The following is a 16,975-nucleotide window of genomic DNA, read 5'->3' on the forward strand; positions in this document are numbered from 1 at the left end:
GTTAAAGCCTGAAATGCCCGACCATCCCTTTCAGTTCCACTCCCAATGAGGCCAGTTCGAGACTGGAAGCTGCGTTGCCCTGCATGGCCAGAGCCGACTGATCGGCACTGGCACGGATGCTTGTCACACTGCGGTTGATCTCCTCGGCCACCGAGCTTTGCTGCTCGGCGGCTGCGGCGATCTGCTGGTTCATCTGCTGAATCATGGAGACAGCCACCGCAATACCACCCAACGCGCTTTCGGTTTGCAGCGCATCGCTGACCGCCAGCTTCACCAGCTCGCCACTGCTCTGAATCTGCTCAACCGATGCCTGCGCACCACTTTGCAACCTGAACACCAGATTCTCGATCTCCTGGGTTGACTGCTGAGTACGCTTGGCAAGGGCGCGAACTTCATCCGCCACCACCGCAAAACCACGCCCTTGCTCACCCGCCCGAGCGGCCTCGATAGCAGCATTGAGTGCCAGCAGGTTGGTTTGTTCGGCAACGCTTTTGATCACATTCAAGACCTGGCCGATGTTCTGAATCTCGGCACTCAGGTTCTGGATACCCTGGCTGGCAGACTGCGATGAACTGGCCAGTTGCTCGATACGCTGCATGCTCTGACGCACCACCGCCTGCCCACCGTCCACCTTTTCATCAGCCGTCTGAGCAGCCAATGCAGCCTCTTCGGCATTACGCGCCACATCATGGACAGTGGCGGTCATCTGATTCATCGCTGTGGCGACCTGTTCGGTTTCTTCCTTCTGGGAACTGACTTCCAGGTTGGTCTGTTCAGTAACGGCCGACAAGGAGTGCGCCGAGTTCGACAGCTGCTCGATGCCCGACTGCAAGCCACTGACAATACGGCTCAAGCCCTCGCCCATCTGCTGCATGGCGAGCATCAACTGACCGATTTCATCGCGCCGCCGAACCTGCACACTGCCACTCAAGTCTCCTGCGGCAATGCGCTGTGCCAGGCCGATAACACTGCGCAGCGGGCCGACGATCAAGCGGGTAATCAACCAGGAAACAATAAACCCCACCAACAAGGCCACCACCGACGACCCGATAATCTGCAAGGTATTGGCGGTGAGCTGAGTCTGCATGGACTGATCTTCGGTGGCAGAAACCTGCTTGACCAGTTCCACCACTTGCCGGGCATTGGTCGCCAACTGGCCGGAAACCTGAGCTTCCCTGGCCAGCAGGTCGGTGTACTCCTTGAGCTTTTCGGTGAAGCTGACGATGTGCGTGCTGACTTCACCCAACACCGTCAGATAACCCTCATCCTTGATCTGGGACTTGAGTTCTTCGGCCAGCCCCCTGGCTTGATCGGCCTGCTCGATGGTCCCGGTTTTCGCAGCTTCGCCCGACCCGGTCCTGCGGCTCTTGTCCAGACGTACACGGGCTTCGTCCATGGCCTGCTGCATCAGCTTCGATACCTGACTGACCTTGCCGGCCTGCTCGACGAACTCTGCACCTTGCTGCCCCTGAGAATCCTTCAGGGTCCAGGTTCCATCATCGGCCAGCCCGGCCTGCAACACTTCAAGATTGTTGGCTACGCTGGACACCGACCAACTGGCCATTTCCAGTGCCAGATCCTTGCTTTGACTGATATCGACGAATTCATCGAAAGAGGTGCGGTAGGCGCCCAATGCCTGCCGAACCTGAAACAGCATCGCCTCGTTGGCAGGCGACTGCTCTTGCAGCGATTGCGCCAGAGTGCTCAGGTCATCGATTCGGGTGTGAATCTGCTCCACGACCTTGGGATCGCTGTGCAGGGCGTATTCCTGCTCGAGCAAGCGTACACGCAGCAGTCCACTATTAAGGGAAGACATCTGCTTCAGGCCATCGACATGCTGGCTGATGCTTTTCAGCGACCAGACACCAATGGCTGCCACCAGAGCCGTCAACAGCAGCACCAGAGTAAAACCAAAGCCCAGCTTCTTCGCCATACCGAGGTTGGCGAAGCGTCCTTGAATGGCCAAGATCATAGCGTTCAACCCCCGTTCGACTCATTCGCCTTGAATGATCCACTCACGAGGCCATTCAATATCCGTGCACATTCGCAACGGGCAGGGTCGAGTGCAAGCCTGCGGGTCAGGAATAATGGCAAAGAGCTATGCAGACGTCGCTTTCAGGATGGTTGCCCTGGCAGCAGGCGGCCGAACGCTCCGCCTGCACAGAGAAACGCGATGCTATAAGAGAGGTTCGTGCCTCAAGAATGGGCAGCGGCGGACACTAAAAGTGTTCCCGCATCCGCATCGAGAATGGCCTGAGTACCCAGCGGCACGGCCTGATTGACGTCGCCATGACCCACCGGCAAGCCTCCGAGAACCGGAATCCCCAGATTGCCCAGTCGTTCCTGCAACACGTGGGCCGGGGTGATCGAACCGGCGGTATGGGCAGGCACACTGAAATCGCCCGCGGCAATACCGGCCAGACGCTGCAGGATCCCGCAATTGCCCAGATGAGTCAGTAGACGGTCGACCCGATAAGCCGCTTCCCCGACATCCTCGATCAGCAGGATGGCACCTGTCAGATCCGGCATGTAAGGCGTGCCGATGCAGGTGCTGAGCATGCTCAGATTGCCTCCGAGCAGCAAACCCTTGGCGCTGCCTTGAGTTCGCACACTACCGGTCGCAGCCTCGGGATCGGCCTTGAGCAGCACCGGCTCGGCGCTCATCAGCACATGGCGCATGCCGCTGACGAACAAGCCGCCACGCTCCAGTTGAGCCGCCACCGGGCCGTGGATGGTCGCAAGACCTGCATGCGTCCATAGGGCACCGTGCAGGGCCGTGATATCGGAAAAGCCGGTGACCAGCTTCGGATCGCGCCGAACGGATTCAAAATCCAGTTGCCCAAGAATTCGCTGCGTGCCGTAACCGCCACGGTTGCAGATCACCGCCCGGATTTCCGGGTCGGCCAGTGCGCTGTTCAGATCCGCGAGGCGGTCCTCGTCAGTGCCGGCATAAAAGGAATGCTTGCCCAATGCATGGGGATAGACCCGCGGCTTCAATCCCCAGCCCTTCAGCACCTCCACTGCGGCTTCGACCTTGGAGGCAACCACCGGCCCGGCAGGCGACACCAGCGCAACAGCGTCACCTGCACGCAGCGCGCGGGGATAAAGGGTTGGCAAATTCGTAGGGGACATTGCGCGACAATCCAGACTTTCAATGAACAGGCAATGTAGAGCACCACTGCGGGTGACTCAAGTCGAAACACCTTCGGTGACGACTGCCAACAGGCATCATCCTGCTGGATGGAGCCGCATTCGCTACATGACCGTTGCTTGCCTCAAAGAGCATCAACAGCTTCAATCAGCCTTTCTTCTTCAGATCGAGGACCTGTCATGACCACTCTTTCCAATCGCCAGTTTCTGCTCGCCAAGCGACCTGTTGGCCATCCCGGCAGAGAGAACTTCACGTATCAGGAGGTACCGGTCGCAGAAGTGGCAGACGGACAGATTCTGGTGCGCAACCAATTCCTTTCCCTCGACCCGGCCATGCGTGGCTGGATGAACGAGGGCAAATCCTATATCCCGCCGGTTGAACTGGGCCATGTCATGCGCGCCCTGGGCGTTGGCGAAGTGATCGAATCGAAGAACCCGCAGTTCGCGGCAGGCGACTACGTACAAGGTTCGGTAGGGGTTCAGGATTACTTCGTCGGCGAACCCAAAGGCTTTTACAAGATTGATCCAAGACTCGCGCCGCTGCCCCGCTACCTTTCCGCGCTGGGCATGACCGGCATGACCGCCTACTTCGCACTGCTGGATGTGGGCGCCCCGAAAAGCGGCGACACCGTAGTGATCTCCGGTGCTGCCGGTGCGGTGGGCAGCGTGGCCGGGCAAATCGCCAAGCTCAAGGGCTGCCGGGTCATCGGCATCGCGGGCGGGCAGGAAAAGTGCCGCTCGCTGATCGACGAACTGGGTTTTGATGGCGTTATCGACTACAAGAGCGAAGACGTTCTGGCAGGACTGAAACGCGAGTGCCCCAAAGGCGTGGACGTGTATTTCGATAACGTCGGTGGCGATATCCTGGATGCCGTGCTCAGCCGCCTGGCACCGCGAGCCCGCGTCGTGATCTGTGGCGCCATCAGCCAGTACAACAACACCTCACCGATCAAAGGGCCGAGCAACTACCTGTCGCTGCTGGTCAACCGTGCGCGCATGGAAGGCTTTGTGGTGCTGGACTACGCCTCGCGCTTCGCCGAAGCCGGTCAGGAAATGGCAGGCTGGATTGCCGAAGGCAAGCTCAAGAGCCGTGAGGATGTGGTCGACGGGCTGGAAACCTTCCCTGAAACCCTGCTCAAGCTCTTCAGTGGCGAGAACTTCGGCAAGTTGGTGCTGAAGGTCTGATAGGAACGATCAGTCAAGGAACAAAACTTGTGGGAGACAGCTTGCTGGCGAAAAAGCCTCAAAACCGGCAGATATTCTGCGTCTGTACGCTGAAGTCGCCAGCAAGCTGCCTCCCACAAAGTGATTTATGACCTTAACTGTACCAGCATGATCCTACCGGAGGATCAGGCCAGTTCGGCAACCACAGCCGCCAGGGCCTGTGCCGGATCGGCGGCCTGGCTGATCGGACGGCCGATGACCAGATAGTCGGAACCAGCGTCCAGCGCCTGACGCGGTGTCAGGATACGACGCTGGTCGTCCTGGGCGCTGCCAGCAGGGCGAATGCCGGGGGTGACCAGTTGCAGGGACGGATGAGCAGCCTTCAGCGCCTGGGCTTCCAGAGCCGAACATACCAGACCGTCCATGCCGGCTTTTTCCGCCAGGGCAGCCAGACGCAGCACCTGCACTTGAGGGTCGATATCCAGACCGATACCTGCCAGGTCTTCACGCTCCATGCTGGTCAGCACGGTAACACCGATCAACAGCGGTTGAGGGCCACTGCGCTTTTCCAGCACTTCACGGCACGCCGACATCATGCGCAAGCCGCCAGAGCAATGCACGTTCACCATCCAGACACCCATTTCCGCTGCCGCCTTGACAGCCATGGCCGTGGTGTTGGGAATGTCGTGAAATTTAAGATCCAGAAAAACCTCGAAGCCCTTGTTACGCAGGGTTTCAACGATATCCGAAGCGCAACTGGTGAACAGTTCCTTGCCGACCTTGACCCGGCACAGTTTCGGATCAAGCTGGTCAGCCAACCGTAAGGCGGCGTCACGGGTCGGAAAATCCAGGGCGACGATGACAGGAGTCTGGCAGGCGGACATGAGCGTGTTCTCAGGTAAGTCGAAATCGGCGCGCATTGTAGCCGAACCTGCTGGCGGACGGGACCTGGACTTTAAAAAAGCCAATACGCACTTACAGCGCTCACCCTTGCAGCCTTGCGCACCAAACCTGCGCCAGAACACGAGGCAGCGACCAGAGCCGTTCTGCAAACGACCTCATTTGAAGCAATACGACGACGATTCATGCACTGGCACGGAGCCTGCAAACAAAGCAAATAAAAAGAGCAAGCAAAAAAATATTTCAATGCTTTTCTGACCCTCAGGGAGAAACACATGAGTCAACAACTCAAGCCAACGCTAGGCACAATTCACTTATGGGGGATCGCAGTCGGGCTGGTGATCTCCGGCGAATACTTCGGCTGGAGCTACGGCTGGGGTGTGGCGGGAACACTCGGATTTCTGGTCACGGCCTTGATGGTCGCAGCGATGTACACCTGCTTCATCTTCAGCTTCACCGAACTGACCACTGCCATTCCCCACGCGGGCGGGCCATTCGCCTACAGTCGCCGCGCATTCGGAGAGAAAGGTGGATTGATCGCTGGCATGGCGACACTGATCGAATTTGTCTTTGCGCCACCGGCCATTGCCTTGGCAATCGGTGCCTACCTGAATGTGCAGTTTCCGACCCTGGACCCCAAGCATGCAGCGGTCGGCGCCTATATCGTCTTCATGACCCTCAATATTCTGGGCGTGAAACTGGCGGCGACCTTTGAGCTGGTTGTCTGCGTCCTGGCCGTGGCCGAGTTGCTGGTGTTCATGGGCGTGGTGGCTCCGGCCTTCAGTTTCAGTAACTTCGCACTGCATGGCTGGGCAGGTTCAGATACCTTCGGGCCGGGCGCGATTGCCGGTATGTTCGCCGCGATTCCGTTCGCAATCTGGTTCTTCCTGGCTATCGAAGGTGCAGCCATGGCTGCCGAAGAAGCCAAGGACCCGAAACGCACCATTCCGAAAGCCTATGTCAGCGGCATCCTGACCCTCGTAGTGCTGGCCATCGGCGTAATGCTGTTTGCGGGCGGTGTCGGCGACTGGCGCACCCTGTCCAACATCAACGACCCGCTGCCACAGGCCATGAAGGCCGTGGTGGGTGATAACTCCGGCTGGCTGCACATGCTGGTCTGGATCGGCCTGTTCGGGCTGGTTGCCAGTTTCCACGGGATCATCCTGGGTTACTCGCGTCAGTTCTTCGCCCTGGCGCGTGCCGGTTACCTGCCCGCTTCGCTGGCCAGGCTCTCACGCTTCCAGACGCCTCACCGGGCAATCATCGCGGGCGGCCTGATCGGCATTGCAGCCATCTACAGCGACGGCCTGATCAACCTGAGCGGTATGACCCTGACCGCAGCCATGATCACCATGGCCGTATTCGGTGCAATCGTGATGTACATCATGAGCATGCTCAGCCTGTTCAAACTGCGCAAGACCGAACCCCTGCTGGAACGCAGCTTCCGCGCACCGGGCTACCCTGTCGTGCCAGGAATCGCCCTGGCGCTGGCCGTGGTATGCCTGGTGGCAATGGCCTGGTTCAACATGCTGATCGGGTTCATCTTCCTCTGCTTCATGGCTGTAGGCTTCATCTACTTCAGCCTTACCTCCCAATCGCGCGCCAACGCCCCTGCCGACGCGATGCTGACCGGCTCATAACAGCAAAAGGCCGCGTGAAACCATCACGGTTTCACGCGGCCCTTCCAGAGCGCATACACTTGAACCATTGGGCAACACCTTGCTCAAACCGGTATGACTACAAGGAGAGTGCTATGCCCTGGTATGCCTGGTTGATTCTGATCGTTGCAATTGGCTCCATCGTCGGCGGCCTGATGTTACTGCGCGACACAGCACAAAAGCTGCCTCTGACCGAAGAGCAGCTCAAGCGTATTCATGAACGTAATGCGCAGATGGATGCCAAGGAAGCCAAGGATCAGTGATCCTGGCCTTCTCTCACCTTCCAGCCTTCTTGCTCGCTGCCTTGTCTTGCGCAGCCGAGTAAGGAGGCACGGCCAATACCTTTATGTGCAGAGGCTCGAAGATCTTCGCGAACGCCCCACTGTCACGCAACTGCTGCAACAACTGATCAAACTTCGTTGCGCTGATGCTGCCACCCGGACGCAACAGTGCATATTGACGATAGAGCTGATCCACCCGCTCGGACACCAGAAACTGCTCGGCTTCGGTCGGGTTGTGCGCCATGAAATCCACCAGGTAAGAGCGCGTTACCGGCGCAATATCCACACGTTCGCGTATGACCATCAATAAATTGCTGTCATGTGAATAGGTCAGCGTGACGTTGAAGTTCTCGCTCAGAAACTTCGGGTCGGCATTGAAGTTGGCAAACCCATAGTGATAACCACTGAACAGAGCCAGGCGTTTATCGGACAGGTCGTCGAAATAACTCTGCTGACGCCCTTCCGCCCGTCGGGCAACAAAGACTTCGGCATCTTCCAGCCCCATATCCACTTTGTCATAGGCAACACTTTTCCAACCCCAGTCCGGGTTTTCAAAAATGGCAATGTCGAAGCGACCTTGTGCAAAGTCACGAAAGCGACGCTGCACGGAAGTCGGCACCACCACGAACTCGTAGTCGTGCTGACTGGCATTCAAGGCCTCGATAAGCTTGGGCAGAAGCCCGGTATCATTGCCTCTTTCAGGGCGAATCATATAGGGCGGAAAATGCACGGCCGCAACCTGCACGACTTGAGCGGCTTGAACCTGCCAGCTCAATAACAGCGATACAATCAGCATCGCTCCCCTGCGCAACAACACATCGGTTATTACTGCGTGCGTCTTCATGAAAAGGTATCGGTCAAAAACGCCACACGCTATGCGCTTTCAGCAGTTTAAACAACTACCAAATCAATGAATCGGCATAATCGGATGCGCCATGAAAGCCGACAGGTGAATGGCGACAAAAGACAAGGCACTCAAGGAGTATTCAACGGTCGATTGAAGTATCGGCAACCCCGTGGCAAAACCTTATCGAGCATAGCCGAATGAATATGGCTACTCTGATCTCACTCAAACTGTTGGATGGAGCTTCATAATGCCGCATTGGCTGGTGATCGACCTGGAGGCTACCACCGAGGAAGGCGGATGGCCGGTCGCAGAAATGGAAATCATCGAGATCGGTGCAACGCTGGTGAATCAGGACGGACGCGAACTGGATCATTTCGAGCGCTTCGTACGCCCCGCACGCCGCCCCTTGCTGACGCACTTCTGCCGAGAACTGACCCACATCAGCCAAAGCAATATCGACAGCGCCGCACCGCTGACCAGCGTATGGCCACAATTCGAGCGCTGGCTCAGCCATCATCAGGCCCGTGTTGTCGGCTGGGCCAGCTGGGGCGATTACGACCGCAGGCAACTGGAGGAGCAGTGGCGCCAGCATCATCTGCAAAGCGCCCTGAGCGAGATGCCCTATGTGAACCTGAAGCAGCGCTTCGCCGAGGCCCGCCAACTACAACGCGCGCCGGGGCTCAACAGCGCGCTGCAACTGGCCGGCATGCAGTTCAGCGGCCAGCAACACCGCGCTCTGGTCGATGCACGCAACACCGCCAGACTGCTGCCGCTGATTCTTCCCAATTGAATATCAGGATTGCCAAGTGACGATGGTTGATACCTTGGGCATACTATTCGACCCTTTTCAGCCCTTTCACCAAGGAATCTCGCATGTTCAAGGTCAATGAATACTTCGACGGCACTGTCAAATCCATCGCTTTCAGTCAGACGGAAGGCCAGGCCACCATTGGTGTGATGGCAGCGGGCGAATATGAGTTCGGCACTGCACAACGCGAAATCATGCATGTCATCTCCGGCGAACTGATCGTCAAGCTACCGGACAGCACTGACTGGGAAACCTTCAGCACCGGCAGCCAGTTCAATGTACCGGCCAACAGCAAGTTTCAGTTGAAGGTAAGTGTCGATACTGCTTACCTGTGCGAATACCGCTGAGTAAAGCCAAGGCTGCGTGCCAGACACGCAGCCAGCCAAAGCCTCAACCCATCTCGCCTTCCATCTGCACATTGAACTGAAGTGCCGCAAGACGCGCATACAGCGCATTGCCGGCTATCAGTTGCTGATGCGTCCCCACCGCCACCAGACGCCCCTGATCGATGACTGCAATACGGTCGGCATTCTGTACCGTGGCCAGTCGATGGGCGATAACCAGCGTCGTACGCCCCTTCATCAGGCTTGGCAGCGCCTGCTGGATAAGGTGCTCGCTTTGAGCATCCAGCGCACTGGTCGCTTCATCCAGCAACAGAATCGGTGCATCGACCAGCAATGCCCTGGCAATCGCCAGACGCTGCCGCTGACCACCGGACAACCCAAGGCCGCCATCCCCCAGATGGGTCTTGTAGCCATCAGCCATTTGCATGATGAACTCATGGGCATGAGCAATGCGCGCTGCGGCTTCCACCTGCTCGATACTGGCCTCTGAGTTGCCATAGCGAATGTTGTCTTCGACACTGCCGAAGAACAAGGCTGGCGTCTGTGAAACGAGGGCAAAGTTGCGACGCAGGTCTTGAGGATCAAGCTGAAGAATGGGGGTCCCTTCAATCAGGATGCGGCCCTGCTGAGGATCGTAGAAACGCAGCAACAAATCGAACAGCGTGGACTTGCCCGCCCCCGATGGACCGACCAGCGCGATGGTTTCACCGGCCACGATGCTCAGGGTCAGATCGTCGACCGCATTGTGATCGAGCCGTGACGGGTAGGCAAAACTGACGCCCTCGAACGCCAGACGACCACTGATTCTGCCCGGCAGACAAAGCAGGCCGCTGGCTGGAGGTGTGATTTCGCTACAGACCTGAAGCAGTTCGCTGATGCGCTCGGCAGCACCCACGCCGCGCTGCAACTCGCCAATCACCTCACTCAGCGAACCAAAGGAAGTGCCTACCAGAAGGGCGTAAAACACAAAGGCCGATAATTCACCGCTGCTGATGGTGCCCTTGATCACGTCCATCCCGCCAACCCACAGGATCACGCCAACAGCCCCCAATACCAGCGAGATCACGATGGTAATCAGCCAGGACCTTTGCAAGATATACTTGCGTGCCGTACCGAAGGCATTCTCGACCGTCCGGGAAAAATGCGCCTTGTCGTGCTCCTGATGGTTATACGCCTGAACGGTCTTGATCTGCCTCAGCGCTTCGGCGACATAACTGCCTACGTCAGCCACACGGTCCTGCGTCTCGCGGGACAGACGACGCACCCGGCGACCGAATACCAGGATTGGCACGATCACCAGTGGCAAGGTGAGCACCACGATACTGGTCAGCTTCGGGTTGGTGATGAACAAAAGAATGATGCCGCCAATCACCATCAGCGCACTGCGCAGGAATACCGACAGAGACGACCCCACCACCGACTGCAGCAAGGTGGTATCTGCCGTCAGGCGGGACTGGATTTCCGAGCTGCGGTTATTTTCATAGAAAGCCGGATGCAGATTGATCAGGTGCTCGAATACGCGATTGCGCAAATCCGCCACAACCCGCTCGCCGATCCAGGACACCAGATAAAAGCGGGTAAAGGTGCCGATCGACAACCCCACAGTCACCAGCAGGAAAAAACCGATGGATCGCTCAAGTTGTTCAGCCGAGCCCGTCACGAATCCCTGATCCACGATCATCTTGATGCCCTGCCCCATGAAGAGCATGAGACCTGCCGTAATGATCAAGGCCAGCAATGCCCCCAAAGCCTGCCAGCGGTAAGGGACGAGAAAACTCAGGGCCAGACGGATAGAAGGCCGCTGAGCGATGGAAAACACCGACGACATAATCATTAAACCTGTATGGGGGGCAGGAAAGCCAAGCGTTATGACGCCTTGCTTCTCTTCTAGAAAGGATCGATCTAAGCAAATACTGGCGGTTTTATATCATTTCTGTTGCACTGGGACTCCGCTTGCGACTGGAAGTGTCACTGCACGGTCATCAAACGCGGGTAGTTTAGATGTAACACCTGATCAAGGAGAAAGACTATGAACGTGCAAGAAAGCAGCAATCAAGTCCAGGTCGTTCGATCCACCCCCGACCTCTCTGTAGGTGGCGCTGTGCTCGACAAGGATGGACACGAAGTCCTCATTACCGAAGAAATGGTTCAGGCTGCCTGCCAGGAATGCGAAAAATTCTGGGTCACGCCTGCAAAGCAGAATAATTAAGCATCACCCCATTTTTCAGAACCCGACCCAGTGTCGGGTTTTTTCTGCCTTGAATCCCGTGTGCCTGTTCAGACAAGCGATGCACCCAGCGCCAAGACCATCTGCTTCAAGGCCTGCGAATCGCCTTCCAGCCGGACTTTCAAACCCTCGATTTCCCGACGTGGCGGGTAGTGCTTGCGCAAGGCATCGAAAGCCAGACGCTGGCTGGCGGTATCGTTCACCAGGCTGCGACGGAAATCGGCATCGTCGCGACGCGGATCATAGACACCCCTGCACAGCATGTTCAGTGCCCAGACAGGATCGGTTTGCCCGTCCAGGCTGACTTGCGCCAGCCAGGGCCGAGGCAGCAGATCGTCCAGAAGAATGGTTGCCGGCTGATCGAGAAAGGCACAGAGCGCCTGATAGATCTGCGCGGTTCCACGCTGCCTGCCATCGAGGCTGTAGCCTGCAATATGCGGCGTGCCGATCACGCACAGATCCGCCAGCGGCACGTTGACCTGAGGTTCGCCTTCCCATACATCGAGTACCGCTTGCAGGTCTTCACGTTCAAGTAGGACGTCATGCAGCGCAACGTTATCGATCACTGCACCACGACTGGCATTGATAAGCCAGGCACCCTGCCTGAGCTGAAGTAACCGCGACTTATCGAACAGATGCCAGGTTGGCTGCTCCCCCACCCTGGTCAAAGGCGTGTGCAGGCTGATGACATCGCAGCGCTCAACGATCTCGTCCAGGCTGACGAACTCGCCGCCCTCGCCAGCCCGAGGCGGATCACAGACCAGTACGTTCCAGCCCAGAGCCTTCAACACCTTGATCAGGCGGCCACCCACCTGACCTGCACCCACGACACCATAAGTGCGCTGCTTGAGGTCTGCACCTTCGATTTCGGCCAGGGTCAGCAAACTGCCCAATACATAATCCACAACGCCTCGGGCATTGCAGCCAGGAGCGCTGGACCATTGAATGCCCGCCTGCTGGAAATACTCCAGATCCAGATGGTCCGTCCCAATGGTGCAGGTCCCGACGAAACGCACCGGGCTGCCTTCAAGCATCGTGCGGTCAACGTTTGTCACCGAGCGCACCAGCAGGATATCGGCATCGGCAACCGCGGCCCGATCGATAGAGCGCCCCGGCAGACGGCGTATCTCGCCAAAATGAGCGAAAAAGGCATCAAGCAGCGGGATATTTTCGTCAGCGACAATGCGCATGAAAGAGTCTCTGGTAACTGAGGGATAACCCGTAGTGAAACACGATTGCGGCAGGTAAAACCTGCCTCAATCCTGTTTCTTGCGAATCCAGTAGAGAAAAGTACCGCCATCGGTCTGTTGTTCGACCAGTTCATGCCCTAGAAACACACAAAACTTGGGAATGTCACGACGGGTCGAAGGGTCCGTGGCGATCACCTTGAGCAGGCCACCGGCATGCAGGTCACGAACCTTCTGATGCAACATCATCACAGGTTCAGGACAATTGAGGCCGCTGGCATCCAGGGTTGCATCAACAGGCTGGTTTTCGATGGGTTCAGACATGAGGCACTCCAAAAACTGGCGGCAATTGTCGCTCAATTGATTCAATCAGGCCAATCAGCCCTTGCGCGGGCGGGCTGGCTTGGCAACGTCCAGCCTGCGCAGGTGGCAGGTCACTTCCTCGCGGTCGTGATAAAGCTGCTTGCAGCCAATCGAAACCCTGACACCACGCGCCTGGAACCCTTCCTCGATACGATCAAGCAGCCGACGCACTTCAGCGTAACGCTGCTTCATGGGCAGTTTGAGATTGACCACGGCCTCACGGCACAGACCCTCTCCCAGCCAGGTTTCCAGCAAGGCGGCGTTACGTGCCGGTTTTTCGACGATGTCGCAGACCATCCAGTCCACTGTCTGGCGAGGCTTGTAGGTAAAACCATCGGCCATCAAATGCTGCACCAGACCGGTATCCATCAGGCTTTCGGCCATCGGTCCGTTATCGATGGCCGTTACCAGCATGCCACGACGCACCAGTTGATAGGTCCAGCCACCCGGCGCCGCCCCCAGGTCTACGCCGGTCATGTCGCTGGACAGGCGCTCATCCCACTCCTGACGCGGGATAAAGTGATGCCAGGCCTCTTCGAGCTTCAGGGTCGAACGGCTTGGCGCTTCACGAGGAAACTTCAGACGCGGAATCCCCATGGGCCACATCGCCGAGTTATCTGCCTCGGCCAGACCGAGAAACACCTCTCGGCCACTCTTGAAGGTCAGCAACAGACGCGGCTTGCGCGAATCGTCCACCAGCTTGCCCGCCTGGGTCAGCGCCTTGCGCAGCGGAGCCTCGAATTTCTTGCAGAAATTCGACAGTTCCTTGCCATCGTTGGTGTCGACCACTTCCAGCCACACGCTGCCGCAGACAGGAAAACTCGCCATATGAGCCAGGATCACGCTGATGCGGTCGGTTTCAGGTAAATCGAGAAAGACTCCCCGAGCCCACTGCCGAGGGAAGATCAAGCGATCAAAACGCTGACCGCTCATCAGACGCCGGGCACCATCCTCTTCAGTGCAAATGAATTCGGCACACGCCGTATCGGGCTTGGCCTTGGCATAACCTGCCACGTTCAGGCGTGCAGCATGGTCGGATATCTCCGAACAGACCTCGCTCTCAAAACCGGGTCGACAATGCATAAACAGCGTATTCATGGTGACTCACGGCCCCGCAGACTTGAAAGCCGCGCATGATAGCCCAATCAGGAACCACTGGCGCAGCCCGACAGTCCACAGAATGTCGAGCCTCGGACTGCGCTCCCGACCTGTTGCATGGAGCCAGTACCGCTTGCATAACTCTTTAAGGAGTCATTCATGCCCTCCCTGGATAGCCTGAAAAGCCTGAAAACACTCGAAATCGATAACAAGACCTATCACTACTTCAGCCTGCCGGAAGCTGCCAAATCATTGGGTGACCTGGACAAGCTGCCCATGTCGCTCAAAGTGCTGCTGGAAAACCTGTTGCGCTGGGAAGACAACAAGACCGTCACCGGAGCCGACTTGAAGGCCCTTGCGGCCTGGCTGACCGAACGCCGTTCGGACCGTGAAATTCAGTACCGCCCGGCCAGGGTTCTGATGCAGGACTTTACCGGCGTGCCCGCTGTGGTGGATCTGGCCGCAATGCGCGCCGCCGTGGCCAAGGCCGGTGGCGACCCACAGCGTATCAACCCGCTATCGCCGGTTGATCTGGTCATCGATCACTCGGTCATGGTGGACCGGTTTGGCGATCCCGACGCCTTCAGCGACAACGTCGATATTGAAATGCAGCGCAACGGAGAACGTTATGCCTTCCTGCGCTGGGGCCAGAGCGCCTTCGATAACTTCAGCGTCGTACCGCCGGGCACCGGAATCTGCCATCAGGTGAACCTGGAATACCTGGGCCGCACGGTCTGGACCAAGGAAGAGGATGGCCGCACTTATGCATTCCCCGACACCCTGGTCGGCACCGACTCCCACACCACCATGATCAACGGCCTGGGTGTGCTGGGTTGGGGCGTGGGCGGGATCGAAGCCGAAGCGGCCATGCTCGGCCAGCCGGTGTCGATGCTGATCCCGGAAGTGATCGGTTTCAAACTGACCGGAAAGCTCAAGGAAGGCATCACTGCGACGGATCTGGTGCTGACCGTCACCCAGATGCTGCGCAAGAAAGGCGTGGTCGGGAAATTCGTCGAATTCCATGGCGACGGGCTGGCCGACCTGCCGCTGGCTGACCGCGCAACCATTGCCAACATGGCACCCGAATATGGTGCAACCTGCGGTTTCTTCCCGGTGGATGATGTAACGCTGGATTACCTGCGCCTTTCCGGCCGCCCGGATGAAACGGTGAAGCTGGTGGAAGCTTATTGCAAGGCGCAGGGCCTGTGGCGACTGCCTGGCAAGGAGCCTGTGTTCACCGACAGCCTGGAACTGGACATGAGCACTGTACAGGCCAGCCTGGCGGGGCCGAAACGTCCGCAGGACAGAGTCGATCTGCCTGCCGTCGCCCAGGCATTCGATGACTTTCTCGGCCTGCAGGTCAAACCTGCCCGCACAGAAGAAGGTCGCCTGGAAAGCGAAGGCGGCGGTGGCGTGGCCGTGGGCAATGCCGAACAGCTCAGCGGCGAGGCTGAATATGAGCACAACGGCCAGACTTATCGCCTGAAAGACGGCGCAGTCGTTATCGCGGCCATTACGTCCTGCACCAACACCTCCAACCCCAGCGTGATGATGGCAGCCGGGCTGGTGGCGAAAAAAGCAGTGGAAAAAGGCCTCAAGCGCAAGCCTTGGGTAAAAAGCTCGCTGGCTCCCGGCTCCAAGGTCGTCACCGATTACTACAAGGCCGCTGGCCTGACGCAATACCTTGATGCATTGGGCTTCGATCTGGTGGGTTATGGCTGTACCACCTGCATCGGTAATTCCGGGCCACTGCTGGAGCCCATAGAGAACGCCATCCAGAACTCGGACCTGACCGTGGCCTCGGTATTGTCCGGTAACCGCAATTTCGAGGGCCGCGTACACCCATTGGTCAAGACCAACTGGCTGGCGTCACCACCGCTGGTTGTGGCCTATGCCTTGGCAGGTAGTGTGCGCATCGATATCAGTAGCGAACCATTGGGTGAAGGTTCGGACGGCAAACCGGTTTACCTGCGCGATATCTGGCCCAGCCAGAAAGAAATCGCCGAGGCGGTAGAAAGCGTCAACACCAGCATGTTTCACAAGGAGTACGCCGAGGTCTTTGCCGGTGACGAACAATGGCAGGCCATCGAAGTCCCTCAGGCGGCCACCTATGTCTGGCAGCCGGACTCCACCTATATTCAGCACCCGCCGTTCTTTGCAGAAATTGCCGGCCCTTTGCCGGTGATCGAAGATATTCAAGGCGCGCGGATCCTGGCACTGCTGGGGGACTCGGTCACCACTGACCATATTTCCCCGGCGGGCAATATCAAGACTGAAAGCCCGGCCGGACGCTACCTGCGCGATCAGGGCGTAGAACCCAAGGACTTCAACTCCTACGGATCACGTCGTGGCAACCATGAAGTGATGATGCGCGGCACCTTCGCCAATATCCGCATTCGCAATGAAATGCTGGGCGGCGAGGAAGGCGGCAATACCCTTCACGTACCCAGCGGCGAAAAGCTGGCCATCTACGACGCCGCCATGCGCTATCAGGCAGAAGGCACACCACTGGTGATTATCGCGGGCCAGGAATACGGCACCGGCTCAAGCCGCGACTGGGCAGCCAAAGGCACGAACCTTCTGGGCGTAAAAGCCGTCATCGCCGAAAGCTTTGAGCGGATTCATCGCTCCAATCTGGTCGGGATGGGCGTGCTGCCCCTGCAATTCAAAAATGACCAGAACCGCAAATCCCTAAAGCTGACGGGCAAGGAGACACTGGAAATCAGCGGGCTGACACATGCAGAGGTGCAGCCGGGCATGAGCCTGACGCTCAAGATCACCCGGGAAGACGGCAGCCAGGAAAATCTGGACGTACTATGCCGGATCGACACCCTCAACGAAGTGGAATACTTCAAGGCAGGAGGTATTCTGCATTACGTGTTGAGGCAGTTGATTGCGTCCTGACGTCGTGAAAATGATGCCTGGCCAATATCTATTGATACCGCACA

General features: G+C 57.9%; 16 protein-coding genes and 1 pseudogene. 8 read left to right on the plus strand and 9 right to left on the minus strand.

Annotation, left to right across the window (positions count from 1 at the left end):
• Position 1: 1 nt before the first annotated feature.
• The 3 genes and pseudogenes from JL015_RS28175 to JL015_RS21870 all read right to left on the minus strand — a co-directional run bounded on the left by JL015_RS28175 (position 2) and on the right by JL015_RS21870 (position 3,132).
• Positions 2-883 (minus strand): methyl-accepting chemotaxis protein, encoded by an 882-nt coding sequence (locus JL015_RS28175; protein WP_374063458.1) that lies wholly within the window; start codon positions 881-883, stop codon positions 2-4.
• Positions 860-1,972 (minus strand): annotated as a pseudogene (locus JL015_RS28180) (HAMP domain-containing protein); the annotation flags it as partial. The pseudogene JL015_RS28180 and the gene JL015_RS28175, both read right to left, overlap by 24 nt.
• Positions 1,973-2,196: 224 nt before the next feature.
• Positions 2,197-3,132, minus strand: a complete 936-nt coding sequence (locus tag JL015_RS21870) for a S66 peptidase family protein (protein ID WP_201019925.1) — start codon at positions 3,130-3,132, stop codon at positions 2,197-2,199.
• Positions 3,133-3,330: 198 nt separating this feature from the next.
• Here JL015_RS21870 and JL015_RS21875 point away from each other — a divergent pair, with 198 nt between their 5' ends.
• Complete coding sequence (locus JL015_RS21875) at positions 3,331-4,335, plus strand: NADP-dependent oxidoreductase (RefSeq protein ID WP_201019927.1); 1,005 nt, start codon at positions 3,331-3,333, stop codon at positions 4,333-4,335.
• A gap of 164 nt (positions 4,336-4,499) precedes the next feature.
• On the opposite strand, the gene pyrF is transcribed toward JL015_RS21875, so the two are convergent.
• Positions 4,500-5,198, minus strand: coding sequence for an orotidine-5'-phosphate decarboxylase (pyrF, locus tag JL015_RS21880; RefSeq protein ID WP_200994097.1), 699 nt, complete (start codon positions 5,196-5,198; stop codon positions 4,500-4,502).
• On the opposite strand from pyrF, the gene JL015_RS21885 reads away from it, so the two are divergent.
• The 3 genes from JL015_RS21885 (at position 5,197) to JL015_RS21895 (ending at position 7,135) form a co-directional block, all read left to right on the plus strand.
• The gene (locus JL015_RS21885; protein WP_201019928.1) at positions 5,197-5,472 is read left to right on the plus strand and encodes a hypothetical protein; all 276 of its coding nucleotides are present in this window, start codon (positions 5,197-5,199) and stop codon (positions 5,470-5,472) included. The two genes, pyrF and JL015_RS21885, sit on opposite strands and share 2 nt — an antisense overlap.
• A 17-nt stretch (positions 5,473-5,489) precedes the next feature.
• Positions 5,490-6,854 (plus strand): ethanolamine permease, encoded by a 1,365-nt coding sequence (gene eat / locus JL015_RS21890; RefSeq protein ID WP_201019929.1) that lies wholly within the window; start codon positions 5,490-5,492, stop codon positions 6,852-6,854.
• Between the two features lie 113 nt (positions 6,855-6,967).
• Positions 6,968-7,135, plus strand: a complete 168-nt coding sequence (locus tag JL015_RS21895; protein WP_201006214.1) for a DUF2897 family protein — start codon at positions 6,968-6,970, stop codon at positions 7,133-7,135.
• A 13-nt stretch (positions 7,136-7,148) separates the two neighbouring features.
• On the opposite strand, the gene JL015_RS21900 is transcribed toward JL015_RS21895, so the two are convergent.
• Positions 7,149-7,997 carry a substrate-binding periplasmic protein gene (locus JL015_RS21900; protein WP_201006212.1) on the minus strand — a complete coding sequence of 283 codons (849 nt, stop codon included), beginning with the start codon at positions 7,995-7,997 and terminating at the stop codon, positions 7,149-7,151.
• A gap of 250 nt (positions 7,998-8,247) precedes the next feature.
• Between JL015_RS21900 and JL015_RS21905 the strand changes: the two genes are divergently transcribed.
• Both JL015_RS21905 and ppnP read left to right on the plus strand, forming a co-directional pair.
• Positions 8,248-8,790, plus strand: a complete 543-nt coding sequence (locus JL015_RS21905; protein ID WP_201019931.1) for an exonuclease domain-containing protein — start codon at positions 8,248-8,250, stop codon at positions 8,788-8,790.
• Positions 8,791-8,873: 83 nt separating this feature from the next.
• On the plus strand, positions 8,874-9,155 hold the full coding sequence (gene ppnP, locus JL015_RS21910; RefSeq protein WP_201006209.1) for a pyrimidine/purine nucleoside phosphorylase: 282 nt from the start codon (positions 8,874-8,876) through the stop codon (positions 9,153-9,155).
• A gap of 43 nt (positions 9,156-9,198) precedes the next feature.
• Here the strand turns inward: ppnP and JL015_RS21915 are convergent, their stop codons facing one another.
• On the minus strand, positions 9,199-10,980 hold the full coding sequence (locus tag JL015_RS21915; RefSeq protein WP_201019932.1) for an ABC transporter transmembrane domain-containing protein: 1,782 nt from the start codon (positions 10,978-10,980) through the stop codon (positions 9,199-9,201).
• Positions 10,981-11,181: 201 nt separating this feature from the next.
• Here JL015_RS21915 and JL015_RS21920 point away from each other — a divergent pair, with 201 nt between their 5' ends.
• Positions 11,182-11,361: a PA1571 family protein gene (locus tag JL015_RS21920; protein WP_201006205.1), complete on the plus strand. Its 180-nt coding sequence runs from the start codon at positions 11,182-11,184 to the stop codon at positions 11,359-11,361.
• A 68-nt stretch (positions 11,362-11,429) separates the two neighbouring features.
• On the opposite strand, the gene pdxB is transcribed toward JL015_RS21920, so the two are convergent.
• From pdxB to rlmM, 3 genes are all read right to left on the minus strand, one after another.
• Entirely contained in the window at positions 11,430-12,569 is a 1,140-nt protein-coding gene (pdxB, locus tag JL015_RS21925) for a 4-phosphoerythronate dehydrogenase PdxB (RefSeq protein WP_201019933.1), read from the minus strand.
• Positions 12,570-12,635: 66 nt separating this feature from the next.
• A complete protein-coding gene (gene tusA, locus JL015_RS21930; RefSeq protein ID WP_201006201.1) occupies positions 12,636-12,890 on the minus strand; it encodes a sulfurtransferase TusA in 255 nt (84 codons plus the stop codon).
• 54 nt (positions 12,891-12,944) lie between these two features.
• A complete protein-coding gene (gene rlmM / locus JL015_RS21935) occupies positions 12,945-14,027 on the minus strand; it encodes a 23S rRNA (cytidine(2498)-2'-O)-methyltransferase RlmM (protein WP_201019935.1) in 1,083 nt (360 codons plus the stop codon).
• A 159-nt stretch (positions 14,028-14,186) separates the two neighbouring features.
• Between rlmM and acnA the strand changes: the two genes are divergently transcribed.
• Entirely contained in the window at positions 14,187-16,931 is a 2,745-nt protein-coding gene (gene acnA, locus JL015_RS21940) for an aconitate hydratase AcnA (RefSeq protein WP_201019936.1), read from the plus strand.
• The last annotated feature ends 44 nt before the right edge of the window (positions 16,932-16,975 follow it).

The sequence above is a fragment of the Pseudomonas cichorii genome (assembly GCF_015471405.1).
GTDB classification, from domain to species: domain Bacteria; phylum Pseudomonadota; class Gammaproteobacteria; order Pseudomonadales; family Pseudomonadaceae; genus Aquipseudomonas; species Aquipseudomonas serbiensis.